At 71.5% G+C, this 16,122-nt stretch carries 14 protein-coding genes and 1 tRNA gene; 9 read left to right on the top strand and 6 right to left on the bottom strand.

The genetic code is table 11. The features are described from left to right. Positions 1 to 153: 153 nt before the first annotated feature. Positions 154 to 2,790: an ATP-binding protein gene (locus tag AC156L_RS26930; RefSeq protein ID WP_330876213.1), complete on the bottom strand. Its 2,637-nt coding sequence runs from the start codon at positions 2,788 to 2,790 to the stop codon at positions 154 to 156. A 91-nt stretch (positions 2,791 to 2,881) separates the two neighbouring features. On the opposite strand from AC156L_RS26930, the gene AC156L_RS26925 reads away from it, so the two are divergent. Beyond that, the gene (locus AC156L_RS26925) at positions 2,882 to 3,601 is read left to right on the top strand and encodes a DUF2306 domain-containing protein (RefSeq protein ID WP_330876214.1); all 720 of its coding nucleotides are present in this window, start codon (positions 2,882 to 2,884) and stop codon (positions 3,599 to 3,601) included. Between the two features lie 36 nt (positions 3,602 to 3,637). Here the strand turns inward: AC156L_RS26925 and AC156L_RS26920 are convergent, their stop codons facing one another. Then, entirely contained in the window at positions 3,638 to 5,929 is a 2,292-nt protein-coding gene (locus tag AC156L_RS26920) for an ATP-binding protein (protein ID WP_330876215.1), read from the bottom strand. 114 nt (positions 5,930 to 6,043) lie between these two features. Here AC156L_RS26920 and AC156L_RS26915 point away from each other — a divergent pair, with 114 nt between their 5' ends. Next, positions 6,044 to 6,787: an STAS domain-containing protein gene (locus AC156L_RS26915; protein WP_330876216.1), complete on the top strand. Its 744-nt coding sequence runs from the start codon at positions 6,044 to 6,046 to the stop codon at positions 6,785 to 6,787. Positions 6,788 to 6,865: 78 nt separating this feature from the next. Here the strand turns inward: AC156L_RS26915 and AC156L_RS26910 are convergent, their stop codons facing one another. Continuing rightward, on the bottom strand, positions 6,866 to 7,921 hold the full coding sequence (locus tag AC156L_RS26910) for a glycoside hydrolase family 19 protein (RefSeq protein ID WP_330876217.1): 1,056 nt from the start codon (positions 7,919 to 7,921) through the stop codon (positions 6,866 to 6,868). Positions 7,922 to 8,283: 362 nt separating this feature from the next. On the opposite strand from AC156L_RS26910, the gene AC156L_RS26905 reads away from it, so the two are divergent. The 3 genes from AC156L_RS26905 to AC156L_RS26895 all read left to right on the top strand — a co-directional run bounded on the left by AC156L_RS26905 (position 8,284) and on the right by AC156L_RS26895 (position 11,753). Beyond that, positions 8,284 to 8,952 carry a Crp/Fnr family transcriptional regulator gene (locus AC156L_RS26905; protein ID WP_330876218.1) on the top strand — a complete coding sequence of 223 codons (669 nt, stop codon included), beginning with the start codon at positions 8,284 to 8,286 and terminating at the stop codon, positions 8,950 to 8,952. 75 nt (positions 8,953 to 9,027) lie between these two features. Next, positions 9,028 to 9,750 carry a hypothetical protein gene (locus AC156L_RS26900; protein WP_330876219.1) on the top strand — a complete coding sequence of 241 codons (723 nt, stop codon included), beginning with the start codon at positions 9,028 to 9,030 and terminating at the stop codon, positions 9,748 to 9,750. Beyond that, on the top strand, positions 9,747 to 11,753 hold the full coding sequence (locus AC156L_RS26895) for a hypothetical protein (protein ID WP_330876220.1): 2,007 nt from the start codon (positions 9,747 to 9,749) through the stop codon (positions 11,751 to 11,753). The genes AC156L_RS26900 and AC156L_RS26895 overlap by 4 nt, the downstream gene beginning before the upstream one ends. Here AC156L_RS26895 and AC156L_RS26890 read toward each other — a convergent pair. Further along, positions 11,750 to 12,154 carry a winged helix-turn-helix transcriptional regulator gene (locus AC156L_RS26890; RefSeq protein ID WP_330876221.1) on the bottom strand — a complete coding sequence of 135 codons (405 nt, stop codon included), beginning with the start codon at positions 12,152 to 12,154 and terminating at the stop codon, positions 11,750 to 11,752. The two genes, AC156L_RS26895 and AC156L_RS26890, sit on opposite strands and share 4 nt — an antisense overlap. 121 nt (positions 12,155 to 12,275) lie before the next feature. Between AC156L_RS26890 and AC156L_RS26885 the strand changes: the two genes are divergently transcribed. Together AC156L_RS26885 and AC156L_RS26880 are read left to right on the top strand one after the other, a co-directional pair. Next, positions 12,276 to 13,130 carry an SDR family oxidoreductase gene (locus AC156L_RS26885; protein ID WP_330876222.1) on the top strand — a complete coding sequence of 285 codons (855 nt, stop codon included), beginning with the start codon at positions 12,276 to 12,278 and terminating at the stop codon, positions 13,128 to 13,130. Positions 13,131 to 13,180: 50 nt separating this feature from the next. Further along, positions 13,181 to 13,765 (top strand): phosphotransferase-like protein, encoded by a 585-nt coding sequence (locus AC156L_RS26880; protein ID WP_330876223.1) that lies wholly within the window; start codon positions 13,181 to 13,183, stop codon positions 13,763 to 13,765. A 126-nt stretch (positions 13,766 to 13,891) separates the two neighbouring features. Here the strand turns inward: AC156L_RS26880 and AC156L_RS26875 are convergent, their stop codons facing one another. Next, positions 13,892 to 14,308 (bottom strand): hypothetical protein, encoded by a 417-nt coding sequence (locus AC156L_RS26875; protein ID WP_330876224.1) that lies wholly within the window; start codon positions 14,306 to 14,308, stop codon positions 13,892 to 13,894. A 199-nt stretch (positions 14,309 to 14,507) separates the two neighbouring features. On the opposite strand from AC156L_RS26875, the gene AC156L_RS26870 reads away from it, so the two are divergent. Beyond that, positions 14,508 to 15,098 (top strand): DinB family protein, encoded by a 591-nt coding sequence (locus tag AC156L_RS26870; RefSeq protein ID WP_484407359.1) that lies wholly within the window; start codon positions 14,508 to 14,510, stop codon positions 15,096 to 15,098. A gap of 159 nt (positions 15,099 to 15,257) precedes the next feature. Here the strand turns inward: AC156L_RS26870 and AC156L_RS26865 are convergent. Next, positions 15,258 to 15,368 (bottom strand) — tRNA-Ser (locus tag AC156L_RS26865). A 371-nt stretch (positions 15,369 to 15,739) separates the two neighbouring features. Here AC156L_RS26865 and AC156L_RS26860 point away from each other — a divergent pair. Then, positions 15,740 to 16,122: ATP-binding protein (locus AC156L_RS26860; RefSeq protein ID WP_484407358.1), on the top strand; the 383-nt coding region annotated here is incomplete at its 3' end.

Genomic DNA, 16,122 nt, shown 5'->3' with positions numbered 1-16,122 from the left:
CCGGAATCGCCGCGGGGGAATGACGCGATTCCGGTTTGGCGCCCGCCCCACACCGGTAAAGGTGCTGGTCGGTACCCACCGAGACTACGCCGTCCAGGTTGCGTTGGGGATACATCTGGTCGGATCGATACCTGAAGAACACCCGAACGCCGGTCACGGAGCGTCGAGGTCGAGGGTCCGCAGCTGGCCGCGGGAGGTCACGCCGAGCTTCGGGAACACGCGGTAGAGGTGCGAGCCGACCGTGCGCGGGCTCAGGTGCAGCCGCAGGCCGATCTCGCGGTTGCTGTAGCCGACGGCGGCGAGGCGGACGACCCGCAACTCCTGCGGCGTCAGGGATCCGGCGTCGTGCTGGACGGCTCCACCTGCGGCGCGCAGCTCCCCCTCGGCCCGTCGGGCCCACGCCGTGGCGCCGAGACCGCCGAACAGCTCGGCGGCGGCCCGCAGGTGGACCCGCGCGTCGACGCCGCGCCGCTCGCGCCGCAGCCACTCCCCGTACAGCAGGTGGGTCCGGCCGCGGACGAACGGCCGGTCGCGACCATCCTCAGTGGACAGTGCGGCCAGGTGGTGCGGTTCGGGGTCGTCGGAGAGCAGCGCGCGGCAGTGGTGCAGCCGCTCCCGCGTCCAGACCCGGTCACCGGCCCACTTCTCGAACCACTCCACGTGCCGCAGCGCCAGGTCCCGCTCGCCGACGCGCACGGCGGCCTCGACGACGTCGGTCAGGGCGCCGAACGTCATCAGCGGCTGGACGTCCAGTTCGGCCAGTCTGGCGAACGCCCCGGCGTCGTCGCCCTCGGACAGCGCGAGCAGGCCGAGCGCCGCCCGTGCCATCCCGGCCGCGGCGTGCTGCCGCAGCGGCACGGCGATGGCGAGCGCGCGGTCGGCGTGCTCCTGGCACGCCGGGGCGTCACCGCGCGCGGCGGCGAACCGCGCGAGCACGGCGAGCAGGTTCGCGGTCCACCCGCGCTGCCCTGCCTCGCGGGAGAACCGGACGCCCTCCTCGGCGTGCGCGATCCCCTCGGTCCACAGCCCCAGCCGGTAGGCGATGTCGGCCCGGTAGTACAGCAGTTCGGAGATCGCCCCCGTCGCGCCCACGGCCCGCAGCCGGTGCCCGGCGGCCTCGGCGAGCCTGAGGGCCTCGCGCTGGTCGGAGCCGAGCCAGGCGATGGCCGTGGCCCACATCCACGTGCGCCCGCCGCCGTCCTGCTGGTGCTCGGCCAGGTCACCCGGCAGTTCCCACAGCTCCTGCGACGTGATCACGCCGTCGGAGAGGGCCCGTGCGGCCCGGCGCGTGGCGGGCGAGCAGTCGAGGTCGAGGATCCGCTCGGTGGCCGTCCTCGCGCCGAGCATGTCGCCGCCGAGGAACGCGGCGGACGACGCCAGCGTGAACGTCCACGCCGCTTCCTCGGGGTCGGTGCGGGCGAGCAGCTCACCGCACCTCATGAGGTGCCCGAAGGCCACCGCGGGATCACCGCTGTACAGCTCGACGGTGCCGTTGAGCTGCGCCAGCGTGACGGCGGGAACGGGTTCCGCCATCACCTCGCCCGCCAGGGCCCTGGCGACGTCCGGCTGCCCGGAGTCCAGCGCGACGAACGCCGCCGTCACCAGCCTGCGCCGTCGCCCGTCGGCCGTCCCGCTCAACCGCGCGGCCCGGCGCAGCACCGCCACCGCCGCGGCTTCCCCGCCGCGGCGGCGAGCCTCGTCCGCGCCGCGTTCCACGGCCTCGGCCAGCCGTTCGTCCGGCCCGGTGGCGGCAACGGCCCGGTGCCAGGTAGCCCGGTCGGACCCCGCGCCCAGCTCGTCCGCGACGGCCAGGTGCGCGGCCCGACGGCGGTGGAACGTCGCGTCGGCGTACACGGCGGACCGCACCAGCGGGTGGCGGAACCGCAGCTCGGTGCCCACGACCGCGAGCAGCCCGGAGTCCTCGGCGGTACCGAGCGCGTCGTCGGGCACGCCGAGCCGCCGCGCCGCGCCCAGCACGGTGTCCAGCCGCCCGGTGTCCTCGGCCGCGGCGACCAGCAGCAGCGACCGCGCCGACGGGGGCAGCGCCGACACCCGGCGCAGGAACGCCGTGCGCACCCGCGACCCCACCGGCACGGTCCCCGTGAGCGCGAAGTCCGCGACCACCTGCCCCAGGTCGCCGTGCTCCGCGAGTTCCAGCAGCGCCAACGGGTTCCCGCCGGTGGCCGCCAGCACGGCGTCGCCGGGCCACTCCCGACCGCGCTCCGCCAGCAGCCGCACGGCGTCGGACCTGCCCAGTCCCGGCAGCACCACCTCGGGCAGGTCCGAGGTGTCCACCGTGGAGTCCCGCACCGCGAGCAGCACCGCGACGGGTTCGGCGGCCACCCTGCGGCACGCGAACAGCAGCGCTCCGGCGGACGCCCGGTCGAGCCACTGGAGGTCGTCCACGACGAGCAGCAGCGGGCTCTCGGCGGCCACGGCGGCGACCAGGTCGACCAGCGCGGCCGACACGACGAACTCGGACGCGGTCCCGTCCGCGATCCCCAGTGCCCCGCGCAACGCCGCGGCCTGCGCCGGGGGCAGCCCGTCGACGTGCCGCAGCACCGGCCGCAGCAGCTGGTGCAGCCCGCTGAACGCCTGCGCCACCTCCGACTCCACGCCCGCGCAGCTCAGCACCAGCAGACCGTCCGCGCGGGCCACCGCGTCGCGCAGCACCGTGCTCTTCCCGATCCCCGCCTCGCCGCGCAGCACCAGCACGCCGCCGCGCCCGGCCGACGCACCCGCCAGCAGCGCGGCAACCGCCTCTCGTTCGGCCCGACGCCCGTGCACCACCCCACGACCCTAGTGCCGACTTCAGTCGGTTCGACCGAAGAGCCGACGACGCCGAGCGGCCAGGCTGTCCTCAAATCGAGGGGGAGTTCCGATGACCGACACCGTGGCGCTCTGGCGCCGCCCGTGGATCGCACCGCTGCTGTTCGTGACCGTGGCCTTCCTGGCCTTCTCCGTCCCGCGCTACCTGACCCTGGACCCGGCGCAGTCCAGGCTGCCCGTCCGGGAGGACGCGCCGCTGCACTACCCGACCCTGGTGCTGCACATCGTCTTCGGCTCGGTGGCCCTGCTGACGAGCTGCTTCCAGGTCTGGCCCTGGTTCCGCTCCCGGTACCCGTCGGTCCACCGCGCGCTCGGCCGCACCTACGTCTTCGCGGGAGCCCTGCCCGCCTCCGTTCTGGCCGTTCCGGTGGCCGTCTACGGCCACACGGGTTTCGTGGGCTCCACCGGCAACCTGCTGCTGTCGCTGATGTGGTTCGCGACCACCGTCGCGGGCTTCCGCACGGCACGGCAGCGGCGCTTCGAGGAGCACCGCAGGTGGATGATCCGCAGCTTCGCGCTGGGCATGTCGATCGTGGTCAACCGCCTGTGGAGCGCGCTCATGATCGGCGTGGTCGTGCCGCTGCTGACCACCACCCAGGCCGAGGCTGACGCGCTGATGATGCCCGCGTTCACCTCGACGGTGTGGCTGAGCTGGGTGGTCAACCTGCTCATCGCCGAGTGGTGGATCGAGCGCACGGGCAGGCGCCGCCCGCCGAGGACCCCGCGGCGGGACCCGGCACCCGCCCCGGCGGGAGCGCAGGCGCACGGCTAGCCGCCGCGCGGAGGGGGAGGGCACCCGCGCTCCCCCTCACCCCACCACCCTGGACCGCTCCGCGATCCACGTGGCGATCTGCGTCCGCGAGCTGAACCCCAGCTTCTGGAGGATGCGCTCGACGTGGCCCTCCGCGGTCCGGCGGGCGATCACCAGCCGGACCGCGATGTCCTTGTTGGACAACCCGCCCGCGATCAGGTCCGCGACCTCCTGCTCCCGGCGGGTCAGCGGTGTGGGCAGCTCCTCCACCACCGCCACGACGGGCTCCTCCAACGCGTACGCCACCGCTTCCCCGAGCCCGAACGCCATCCCGCGCCGCAGCGCCCGGCCGAACGCCCGGTCGCCCAGCACGTCGATGGCGGCCCGCTCGCACGCCCCGTGCGGCGCCCCGAAGTGGCAGGACCCGAACAGCGGGTACCCGACCGACTGCCAGATCTGGTGCGCGGCGCCGAGCAGCGTCGCCGCCCGCTCCGCCGCGCCCCGCTCCGCGGCGTTCCACGCCAGCACCTCGATCGCCAGCACCAGCCCGAGCAGGTCGTTGAACGTCCGCTTCACCCGCAGGCACTCGCGCGCCAGTTCCTCGGACCGGCCCAGGTCGCCCCTGGTGAACGTGCACATGGACAGCACCCACGTCGCGTACGCGGTGGCCCACCGCTCGCCGTTCCGCTCCCCCAGCGCACGGGCCTGCTCGCACAGCTCGCCCGCGCGCTCGAAGTCGCCCTGGAACACCGCCACGATGCCGAGTTCGACCCGCGCCAGCAGCACGTTGCTGTCCAGCAGCCCCAGCCGCCCGTAGCGGGCCCACGCCTCCTCGAACAGCCCGCCCGCCCGGTCGAGGTCGTCGCCGACCAGCTTCGTGCAGGCCAGCCGGTGCGTGGCGTAGGCGAGCGCGGGCTCGTCACCGGCGGCGCGCGCGTACTCGCGGCACTCCTCCAGCAGCTCGACGGCCACGTCCAGCTCACCCCGCACGGTCGCGAGGTACCCGCCCACCCACAGCACCTTCGCGCGGGTCTGGCCGGGGCCGGTGTCGAGCGCCAGCACCCGGTCGACGCACCGGCGGCCCTCACCGAGGGCACCGCACCCGACCCAGTAGAACCAGAGCGTGCCGACCAGGTGCAGCCCGGCCTCGTACCCGTCGGGCGAGCCGAGGCAGTGGTCCAGCGCGACCCGCAGGTTGGCGTGGTCGAGCCGCGTCCTGCTCTGCACGTCGGCCTGGGTGGGGCCGAACCAGTCGCGCTCACCGCGTTCGGCGAGCGCGACGAAGTGGTCGCGGTGCCTGCGGCGCAGCGCCTCCTCCTCGTCCACGGCCCGCAGCCGGTCGCGGCCGAACTGGCGGAGGGGTTCCAGCAGCCGGAACCGGACCCCGTCGACGCCCTGGTCGGCGATCAGCACGGACTTGTCGACGAGGCCGCCGAGCACCTCCAGGTCACCGCCGCACACGTCCTCGGCGGCTTCGAGGCCGAAGCTCCCGGCGAACACCGACACCCGCCGCCACAGGCTCTGCTCCTGCTCGGTGCACAGCGCGTAGCTCCACTCGACGGCGGCGCTCAGCGTCTGGTGGCGGGGCAGCCCGCCGCGCCGACCGGCGGCGAGCACCCGGTAGGTGTCGTGCAGCCCGTCGCGCAGCTGCTCCAGCGACAGCAGCCGCACCCGGACGGCGGCCAGCTCGATGGCCAGCGGGATGCCGCCGAGCAGGTGGCAGACCTCGGCCACCAGCGGCTCGTCGTCGGGGTTCAGCGCGAAGCCGGGGACCACGGCGGCGGCGCGGTCGGCGAACAGCTCGAGCGCCGGGTAGGTCCGGCCGCGCTCGGGGCGCTGGGGGTCCGGCAGCGCGAGCGGCGCCACCCGCCACAGGTGCTCGCCCTCGACGTCCAGCCGCTCCCGGCTCGTCACCAGCAGGCGGAGGCCGGGCGCCGTGCGCAGCAGCGCGCCCGCCAGGTCGGCGACGACGTCCAGCAGGTGTTCGCAGCCGTCGAGGACGACGAGCGCCTGCCGGTCACGCAGGTGCCCCACCAGCACGGACGACTGGTCCCGGCCGGTGTCGTCGTGCGCGCCGAGGGCCTCGACCACCGTGTCCACGAGCAGGTCGGCGTCGGTGACGTGGGCGAGTTCGACGAACCAGACGCCGTCGGTGAACGCGCGGCGCAGGTCAGCCGCGACGTGCAGCGCGAGCCTCGTCTTCCCGACCCCGCCGACGCCGGTCAGTGTCACCAGCCTCGCCTTCGCCACCAGCTTCTTGACCTCGGCCGACTCGTGCTTGCGGCCGACGAGAACGGTGGTGCTGGCGGGGAGGTTGCCGACCTGGCCGGACCCGACGAAAGCTCCCACGCCGGCACCATAGGTTCGGGTCGGCAGCCGGTCAATCCGGTGTTCCGGTAGGCCTGGGGAACACGGGTAATTACCCCCTGGTCGGGGGACGTGCGCACACCGGACCCTGCTGTGATGGGAGTGGAAGACGAGCTGAGCATCACCACCCGGCACCGCGACGGCGTGCTGGTGGTGACGGTGGCGGGCAGGCTCGACTGGTCGACCTACCTGCGCGTCCAGGACCAGTTGCTCGACCACGCGGGCCAGGAACCGCTCGGCGTGGTCGTGGAGGTCGACGCGCTGGACGTGCGCTGCCCCGTGCTGCTCGTCGCGTTCGACGTCGCCTGGACGTCCGCGGCCCGCTGGCCGGGCACGCCGCTGATGATGGTCGTCGACAACCCCGCCGTCGCGGAGCCGCTGGACGCCAGGGGCCTGCCCCGGCACATGCCGAGGTTCCGCACGACCGACGAGGCGCTGGCCGCCGTGGCGGTGCTGCGGCACGGCGACCAGACGACCGCACCGCTGCCCGGCTGCCGGTGCAGGCCGCACGTGGCCGAGGAGATCACCGAACGGGCGTGCCGCCGCTGGGGCGTGTCGTCGCTGCTGGAGGTCGCGCCCCAGGTCGCCGCCGAGATGGTCAGCCACACCGACGACGACACGTCCGCCTCGCTGGTGCTGCGCCGCCGGGAGCACGAGCTGTCCATCGGCGTCCGCACCTCCACCAAGCTCGCGACCCGCGAGCGGCTGACGCTGCGGCACGACGTCGCGTCGATCGCGGTGTGCGACTTCCGCATGGGCGAGACCAGGGTCAGCTCCGACCGGGTGGTGCTCTGGACGGTGCTGGACATCCCGGCCGATCAGCCCGCGCTGGCCAACTGACGGCGCGGCGGCGCGACTCCGCACAGCGGAACGGGGTGCGACCGGATCGGCCGCACCCCGTTCCACGGGCTGGTCGGATCAGCAGTACAGGTTGTTGCCCGCACTCGTGCCGAGGATCCCGACGAACCGGTTGTAGGCGTCCACGCGGCTCTGGACCTGGGCGGGGTTGCGCCCGCCGCACTCCAGGCTGCCGTTGATGCTGCGGATCGTCTCGCCGAACCCGTTGCCGTTGACCATCGCGTTGTGCGGGGTCATGGTGCCGGGGCCGGTCTGGGTGTTCCAGTACCAGAGGCCGGTCTTCCAGGCGATGGACGCGTTGCGCTCGACCTGCCACGGGTCACCGAGCAGGTTGATGCCGAGAGCGTCACCGGCGGCCTTGTAGTTGAAGTTCCAGCTCAGCTGGATCGGACCGCGACCGTAGTACGCCGCCTGACCCGCCGGGCAGCCGTACGGCTGGCCGGTGTCGCAGTAGTGCGGGTAGTTCGCCTGGTTCTGCTCCACGATGTGGACCAGACCGCCGGTCTCGTGGTTGACGTTGGCCAGGAACGCCGCCGCCTCCTGCTTCTTCACCGTGTCGCTGCCGCTGTTCGCGAAGCCGGGGTACGCGCTGAGCGCCGCCGTCAGACCGCTGTAGGTGTAGAAGGAGTTCCGGTTGGGGAACATCTGGTTGAACTGGGCCTCCGAGACGACGAAGCCACCCGGCTGCGGCGGCGGAGTGGTTCCACCACCGCAGGTGAAGGGCTCCCAGAACCAGGTGCTGATCAGCGGGTCGTAGCCGGGGTTGTCGTGCTCGGCGATGTAGAACTTGCCGTCGGTGTACTTCACGATGTTGCCCGTGACGTAGTTCCGACCGGCGACCCAGTTCGGGTAGTCGCAGGTGGGGGTGCTGCCACCACCACCGCAGGCGCCCTGGTCGGCCCACACGCCGTCGGTGCCCGGCGCCTGGTTCTGGGTCCACCACTGGGCCAGCCAGTTGCGGTTGTTGTAGGAGGCGGTCATGCCGTTCGTGTAGACCGACCCGGAGTTCCACGCGGTCGCACAACTGGCGGCCGTTGCGGAGGTCGGCAGGACGACCGCCAGCACCGTCGCGCAAGCCACCGCGAGGAACGCGGCGATGATGCGAAGCCTCGACACTTGATCACTCCTCCGTGCGGTTGCAGGGCCGCACAAATTGACGGCAAGGCCGGTTCGCAGGCGCGCCGAACAGGTCGAACGAGCCGACTCGTCCGACGCGATTCCTGTGACCGGTGACACAGTGAACCGCAGGTGGTATAGACCAGTCAAGGGTTCAGACCATTTTCGGAACCCCGAAGGACCCGATCTTCGGGGATGAGACCAGACCCGGCGGAACCCACCGCAGCGAACAAACGGTTTCAGCGGTCCCATCAGAGCGGAGTGGTGTCGGCCACACCCGACCTCGGGAACCGCTGTCGGCTGATGGGGTGAACCCTCGCCCGCCTGCTCTGCGCGGCCCCGGAGTCCGGCAGCATGAACCCGTGAGCCACGGGTCGGCAGCCAGGGGGTGCGCCGTCCTGCGAGCCGCGGGCCGCTCGGTGCCGTTCGGCCGGGGCGACCGCCTGATCAGGGCGGGCGAGACGGGCGACGAGGTGCTCCTGGTCGAGGCCGGCCTGGTGAAGGTCGTGCTCTCGTGCGCGGACGGGGTCGAGAGCGTGGTCAACGTGCTCGGTGACGACACGCTCCTCGGCGAGTGCGCCGTGCTCGACGAGCAGCCGCGCAGCGCGCACGTGCTGGCGCTGCTCGACGGCCGGGCGGTGCACGTCGCCGCGCGGACGTTCCTCGGGCTCGTCGCCGAGGACGCCGCGGTCCGCCGCCTCGTCGACCGGACCTGCGCCGACCGGCGGCGCAACGCCGACGCCTGCCGCCTCGACCAGGCCCACGACGTGGTGACCAGGGCGGGCTCGACGATGCTGCGGTGGGCCCGGTCCGTCGGGACGCGGACGGCGGCGGGCCTGCTCGTGCGCGGCCCGAGCCAGCGGGACATCGCCCAGGCCGTCGCCGCGTCCGACCAGCGCGTCGAGGAAGGCCTCGCGACGATGCGCGGGACCGGCCTCGTGCAGACCCGGCGACTCGGCTACCTGATCACCAGGCCCGACGAGTTCGAGCGGTGGCTCGCGGAGCGGCGGCGCGGGAAGGATCGCCCGTAGTCCCGGATTTCCGGGAGAACACCCCGCGGACCACCTCCAGAATCTGCCCCTTGACGATCTGCGAGGAGGCATTCGGTGGAACTGGTTCCCCAACACAGGGCGTTGTTCGGTGTGGACGTCGTCGGGTCGGCGCGCAATCCCGGCTACCACCTCGACGCCGTTCGACGGACCCTGGACGCGGCGCTGGAACGGGCGCTGGCCGAGCGGGGCATCGAGCGGGAGGAGGTGCTGGCGCGGGAGTCGACCGGTGACGGTGCCCTGCTGACCCTGCCGAGCGGACGGCTGGGCGCGCTGTTCGACGTGGCGCACAGCCTGGAGAACCTGCTGGCGGACTGGAACCGCCGCAACAAGCCCGAGGTCCGGCTGCGGATCGCGGTCGAGGTCGGCCCGGTCGGCGACGAACCCGGCTTCTACGCCGCGAAGGTCACGCTCGGCAGGCTGCTGGACGCGTCGGCGTTCAAGGAGCTGTTCGAGCGCTGCCTCGGGGAACAGGGGCCCGACGGCGCCAGCACGGCCCTGATCGTCTCGGACCACGCGTGGCGCACGGCGTTCGGCGGCGACCACACCAGGGTCGTCCGGCAGGGCGAGTTCAGCCCGTTGTCCGTGCGGGACAAGGAGTACGCCGACACGGCCTGGGTCCGGATACCGGGCTTCGACCCGCGCACCGCCACCGGGCCCGCGCGCCCCGAGCCCCGGCCCACCGGCCGCGGCGGCGTGGTCAACCAGGTCAACGGCACCATGTCCGGCATCCAGGCCGGGGACGTGTACGGCGGCATCACCTTCGGGACCCAGCGATGACCGAGCAGCCGAGCACCGGGGCGGTCGAGGACAAGTCGGCCCTGGCACCCGACGAACTGCGCTACATCCCCGAACTCGACCGGTCGAACACGACCAACGGCAACCAGTACGGGCTCCAGGCGGGCATGGTCGCCGGGAACGTCATCATCGCGAGCGGCGGGTGGTCGGTCCCGGAGCTGATGCTGCGCCGCGCGACCGCGGAGGAGGTCGACGAGGTGCGCGGGCAGTTCGTCCCGCCGCTGGAGATGAACGCCGCGCGCAGGCTGCTGCACGAGCACCACGTCGTCGTCCTGTGGGGACGGGGCACCGGGCGGTCGTTCACCGCCCGGCGGCTGCTGGTCGACTCCGGGTGCGACGCGGTGATCGAGATGAACCCCGACCGCACGCCGCGCTCCGTCGGCGGGTCGGACCTGAAACGGGGCGAGGGCTACCTCTGGGACCTGAGCGGCTCGGGCGGCAGCCCGTTCGCCGACTGGGAGTTCGGCGGGCTCGCGGCGCGCGCCAGGGCGACGGGGTGCTGGGTGGTGGTCGTCCTGGACAACCGGGCGCAGGTGCTGGGCGGCGCGCAGGACGTGGCCGTGAGGCTGACGCCGCCGTCCGCGGTGGAGGTCGCGCTCGCCACCATCCGGTACCGCCGACCCGACGCGTCCGAACAGCCCTCGACCCTGCTCAAGTCGGAGTTCGCCGACGCGTTGACCGACGAGGACCCGCCCGAGAAGGCGGTGCGGGCGGCGGTGCTCGCGCTGCGGGTCGCCCGCGGCGAACTCGACGTGGCGAGCGCCCTCGCCGAGCTGAAGGAGGACGTCGGCAACGCCGTCGCCCAGTGGTTCGGCACCCGCAACGGCATCGAGGTCCCGAAGGCGGTCGCGGTCGCGCTGCTGGAGAACCAGCCGTTCGAGGAGGTGATGGGGTTCGGCGTCGACCTGGACGAGCGGATCCGCCGCGCCGAACTCCCGGAGGAGGGGAAGTTCAGGCCCCGCCGCGTCTTCGCCACGTCGAAGGAGGCACTGCTCACGGAGATCCACGCGGTGTCCACGGTCCGCGACCACCCCCGGCACGCGGGTCTGACGGAGGAGACGGTCCGCTTCGAGCGGCAGGACTGGGCCGCGGCGGTGTTCCGGCACGTGTGGCGCGAGTTCCCGTCCGCCCGCGAGGTCCTGAGCGAGTGGATGTGCGCACCGGAGATGCTGCGGCGCTTCGCGGACGCGACCCGGCGGACGCTGTGCGCGATCGTCGCCGACGTGCCCGCGCACGAGCCGCTCACCATGGTGGACCGCCTGGCCTCCCGGCCGCGGGTCGCGCACCGGGTGCTGGCGGCGTCGATGCTGGAGCACCTCGCCGACGACCACGACCTGCTCCCCCTGGTCCTCGACACGCTGGAGGAGTGGGCGGAGCGCGGTTCGCCGAACCGGCAGTGGACGGCGGCCGTCGTCTACGGCTCCCCCTTCGGCCGCCGCGACACGAGGAAGGCGTTGGCGCAGCTGGCCAAGATCGGCCGCACCGACCGCCGCTCGCCGCAGAACGCCGTGGTCGCCGGGGTGCTGGCCATGCTCGGCGACCGGACGCACCGCGAGCACGTGCTGGACGAGGTCGTGTCGTGGACCGACGGGCGGAACCGCCGCAACGGCCTGCGCACCGTGTCGCTCAGCCTGGGGATGTGGATCACCGGGATCCTGCCGTCCGACCTCGACTCCCGCGAGTTCGCCGAGGCCTACCCGCGGCAGGTCAGGACGTTGGCCAACCGGGTGCTGGCCGACCCGGACTTCGGCCCCGCCGCCCTGTCGTGCCTGGCCGACCTGGCGCTGCACGCGCGGTGGGACGAGGGTTCGGCGACCGCCCTGGTGGACCTGACGACGATGATCACACCGGACCTGCGCTGGGTCGCGCGCCGCGGCGCCGTCAGCACCCTCGTCAAGACCCACCCGGCCTGGCGCAGGTCGATCACCCGCACGTTCCAGGTGGCGCGCAAGGCGCAGCGGGTCCGCGCGAAGAGACGGCCCTAACGCCCCTTCGCCTCGTCGTACCTGGCGTTGGCCGCCATCACCTCGGGCATCTGCGCCTCGACGAAGTCGATCAGCCCCATCAGCAGCTCGGCGGTCTTCTCACCGCTCGGCGACAGGCTGTACTCGACCTTCGGCGGGATCGTCGGCTGGGCCTCGCGCACCACGAACCCGTCCCGTTCGAGGGCTTGCAGGGTCTGCGAGAGCATCTTCTCGCTCACGCCCGCGACCCGGCGGCGCAGCGCGTTGAAGCGCAGGGTGCCGTCCCGCAGCGCGGCCATCGCCAGGATCCCCCACCGGCCGGTCACGTGCTCCAGCGTCACCCGCGAGGTGCACGCCTGGGCGAACACGTCGAACACCAGCCGTGCGTGCTCGTCGTCCACCCGACCCGGCGCTTCGCTCATGGTTTCACGGTACCTCGTAGACAGCACTAACCACGGTGATGGCACTCACTTGTGGTTTGCACTTTCCAGAAGTTAGTGCAGTCTTCAAGTAAGCACGACCCAGCCACGAGGGAGCAGCACCATGATCGTTGTCACCGGCGCGACCGGCCACCTGGGCACACTGGTCGTCGAAGGCCTCCTGCGGAAGGTCCCGGCGTCAGAGATCGTCGCCGCCGTCCGCAGCCCCGAGAAGGCCGCCGACCTGGCCGCGCGCGGCGTGCAGGTCAGGAAGGCCGACTACTCCGACCCCTCCAGCCTGGTCCAGGCGTTCGCGGGCGCCGACAAGGTGCTGCTCATCTCGGGCTCCGAGGTGGGCAGGCGCGTGGCCCAGCACACCGCCGTCGTCGAGGCCGCGAAGGCGGCAGGCGTGAGCCACCTCCTCTACACCAGCATCCTCAGGGCGGACACCACCAAGCTGCTCCTGGCCGCCGAGCACAAGGCCACCGAGCAGGTCATCCGCGACTCGGGCATCCCCTTCACGTTCCTCAGGAACGGTTGGTACACCGAGAACTACGCCGCGACGGTCGCCCAGGCGCTGGAGACCGGCTCGTTCGCGGGCAGCGCGGGCACCGGCGCACTGGGGGCCGCCCCGCGCGCCGACTACGCCGACGCCGCCGTGGCCGCCCTCACCACCGAGGGCCACGAGGGCAAGGCGTACGAACTGGCGGCCGACGAGGCGTGGAGCTACACCGACTTCGCGGCGGAACTCGCGACCGCCACGGGCAAGCCCGTCAGCTACCAGGACGTCCCGGCCGACCAGCACCTGCGGATCCTGGTGGGCGCGGGCGTCCCCGAGGGCTTCGCCGGGATCCTGGTGGACGCCGACCGCGGCATCGCGGAGGGCGAGCTGGCCGACGACTCCCACGACCTGAGCACCCTCGCGGGCCACCCCACCACGCCGCTGCGCGAGTCCGTGGCGCTGCTCCTGAAGGGCTGACCACCACGGTCTCCGCGGGGAGCCCCCTGCGGAGACCGTACGGTCGAACCGTGACACGAGGACGCGTGGTCCTGCTGAACGGCCCGTCCAGCTCGGGCAAGTCCAGCATCGGCAAAGCCCTGCTGCCCCTGCTCCCGGACCCGTGGTTCCTGGTACCGGTGGACGCCGTGAGCGGCATGCGCTCCACGGTCCACACCCGCACGTTGGACGAGGTGGAAACCTCGGAAATGCTGCGAAGGACCCGCCGGGGCTACCACCGCGTCGTCGCCGCCCTCGCGTCGACCGGCAACGACGTGGTCATGGACTACCCGCTCACCGAACCGTGGCGCCTGGCAGACCTCCTGGACGTCCTGGACGGCGTCGACGTCACCCTGGTGGACGTCCACTGCTCCCCGGAGGAACTGGCCCGCCGGGAACGACGACGAGGTGACCGCCCCCACGGCTTGGCGGCGTCACAAACCCGCGTCTTCTCCCACGGCGACAACGACATCGAGGTCGACACCACGACCCGCACCCCGGCCGCCTGCGCCCAGGACATCGCGACCCGCCTGCCCACCGTCAGCACCCCCAAGGCGTTCGACCGGTTGCGCGGGCACCACGCCCGCCCCGTCGCGCGCCAGTCCACAGAGGACTGACGCGCGACGGATGGCGCACCGGTTCACGCCCGAGGCCGGGCCTGACGTGGTCCACCACGCCCTCGCCCCGCCCGCGGCCCTCCGGCACCCAGCCGACCAGCCCTTCGCGTTGCCCGCACGGGCGCCCTACCAGCGAAGACCGAGCTCCCACACGGGCGCGTTGAAGCTGGCCGTCGCCGTCAGCGTGTAGTAGCTGGCAGGCAGCGTGCAGACCCAGGTCTTCCCCGGGTCGCTGGCGTAGGCACCGCCACTGCAACTACCGAGGGTCCACGTGAAGTACGTGCCGGGAGCGCCCGGCGAGAGCCACGCGTCGATGTCGACGTAGATGGTCCCCCCGGAGAAGAACCCCGATGCCATGCTGCAACTCCGCGACGGCGACGGTTCGCAGCGCTTGTTCACCTGCGCCGCGCTCGCCGTACCGGCTCCGGCCAGCACACTGGCAAAGACCGCTCCGGCCACCGTCGCGGTGGCCACCATCTTCCTCATCTTCTCCCCCAGCGCTTCCAGGCCTCCGCGCGGTTTCGCGGAGATCACGTCGAGCATAACCAGAGTGGACCGTCGGCTGTCACGCTTTTCGTGACATGACCGGATCAACGCCGAGCACGGGCGAAGGAATCTCCCATAGCACCAAGCAGAATCAGGAACAAGCTCCGATCGGCTACTTGCCCGCTCCGCACTTTTCTGCCCCTGGGTCCAGCGCCGCGGTGGCCAGGGCGCAGTCGGTGGTGCGGACTCCTCCCCCGTGATCGACGACTTCGCGAAGGACTACCTGCACAGCGACCCGCGGGAGATCCGCGAGGTCGTGCTCCAGAAGCTCGACGGACTGTCCGAGTACGACGTCCGCCGCCCCCTGACCTCAACCGGAACCACCCCGCTCGGCCTGATCAAGCACCTGTCGACAACGGAATCGCGGTACTTCGGCGAGGTCTTCGAACGACCGTCCCCCGAACCCGTCCCCCGGTGGGACGACCTCGAACAGCGCGGCACCGACCTGTGGGCGACCGAACACGAGACACGCGAGCAGATCACCAGCCGCTACCGCCGAACCCGGGAACACTCCGACGCCACCATCGCCGCACTCTCCCTCGACCCACCCGGCCACGTGCCGTGGTGGCCACGACCCGACGTGATGCTGTTCAACGTCCTGGTCCACGTCCTCACGGAGACCAGCCGACACGCCGGACACGCCGACATCCTGCGCGAACAACTGGACAGCGACGCCAACAGGTACGGAGAAGGCACGGCTCGTCAGGGCCGCGACGCGACCTTCTGGGAGAACCGGTGCGCGGAAGTAGAACGGGCGGCCAGAGCAGCCGATCCGACGAGAACGTGACGACCGACCCCTCACCGGCTTCTACCGTCTCCGAGATAAATACCCCTGCCCGAGAACACGCCGATCCGAGACGGGCCATGACCACTCGGGCATCACCGTGGAACCCCAAGGACAAATGATCTTCAAAGGATCTTGAAAGGCTCGTTCTCGCTGGTAGAGTGGTGGGGCAGGTGGGGTTCGAACCCACGACCTGACGGATTCTAGGTCCGCTTTCCCGTTGTCTACCAACGACTTCCGGCACCTACCGCCAACAGCGGCAACCACTTCCCCGACCGTCCATCACAGACCGTCGTCCGGGGTTCTCTGCCGTCATATTGTGGGGCAAAGGTGTGGCGTTGATCTTGCCTCAACAAGAGAGGGGCCTCTGTGCCATCCCGTCGACCTGGCGCAGCCCGATCACGTCGTCGCCAGGGGGCAACATCCCCTGCCAAAGTCCACGTTACCGCCCAAGCTTGCCCCCTGGCGACGACGTGATAGCCCTTGTGGAGGTCGACGGGATGGCACCAGGCTCCGAACGAACCGCAGCGTCCCGCCCTCCCCACCATCCCGGAGACCTGCCCGTCCGGCGAGGACAAACCTGAGTCATTCACACTTTTGAGCCCGGTTAACAACACCCTCTGCACCGCGACTACCATGAATATGTGACCGAGAGCACATATAAGTTTGATCAGCTCGTCAAGATCTCCCAGACTTTTACTCCAGCTGCGCCCGTGAGTTCAGCCTCCCTATTTGCCGGACGCGCCGATGAAATCATGCAAGTCATTTCTATTATCGGCACCCCTGGGCAACACGCCGTACTCTATGGCGAGCGCGGCGTTGGAAAAACTTCGCTAGTAAATGTACTTTCGGAGGTCGTGACCCGACACAACGGATCATCCATACTACTCTCAGTTCGCATAAATTGCACGACAAATGACAATTTTAGGTCGATTTGGAAACGCGCATTTCGCGAACTGGAACTCGCAATCCCTGAGGAGTGGTCGTATAGCACTCCAGAACCAGACGACATCCGATTTCATCTAAG

The organism is Umezawaea sp., assembly GCF_057122925.1.
Note: the sequence above shows the minus strand (reverse complement) of the source record. Positions and strands in the feature narration are given on the sequence as shown.

Bases quoted from the DNA above. Each gene is read 5' to 3' on its own strand.
- AC156L_RS26925 (WP_330876214.1), top strand. From the start codon at position 2,882: ATGACCGACACCGTGGCGCTCTGGCGCCGCCCGTGGATCGCACCGCTG.
- AC156L_RS26915 (WP_330876216.1), top strand. From the start codon at position 6,044: ATGGGAGTGGAAGACGAGCTGAGCATCACCACCCGGCACCGCGACGGC.
- AC156L_RS26895 (WP_330876220.1), top strand. From the start codon at position 9,747: ATGACCGAGCAGCCGAGCACCGGGGCGGTCGAGGACAAGTCGGCCCTG.
- AC156L_RS26890 (WP_330876221.1), bottom strand. From the start codon at position 12,154: ATGAGCGAAGCGCCGGGTCGGGTGGACGACGAGCACGCACGGCTGGTG.
- AC156L_RS26885 (WP_330876222.1), top strand. From the start codon at position 12,276: ATGATCGTTGTCACCGGCGCGACCGGCCACCTGGGCACACTGGTCGTC.
- AC156L_RS26875 (WP_330876224.1), bottom strand. From the start codon at position 14,308: ATGCTCGACGTGATCTCCGCGAAACCGCGCGGAGGCCTGGAAGCGCTG.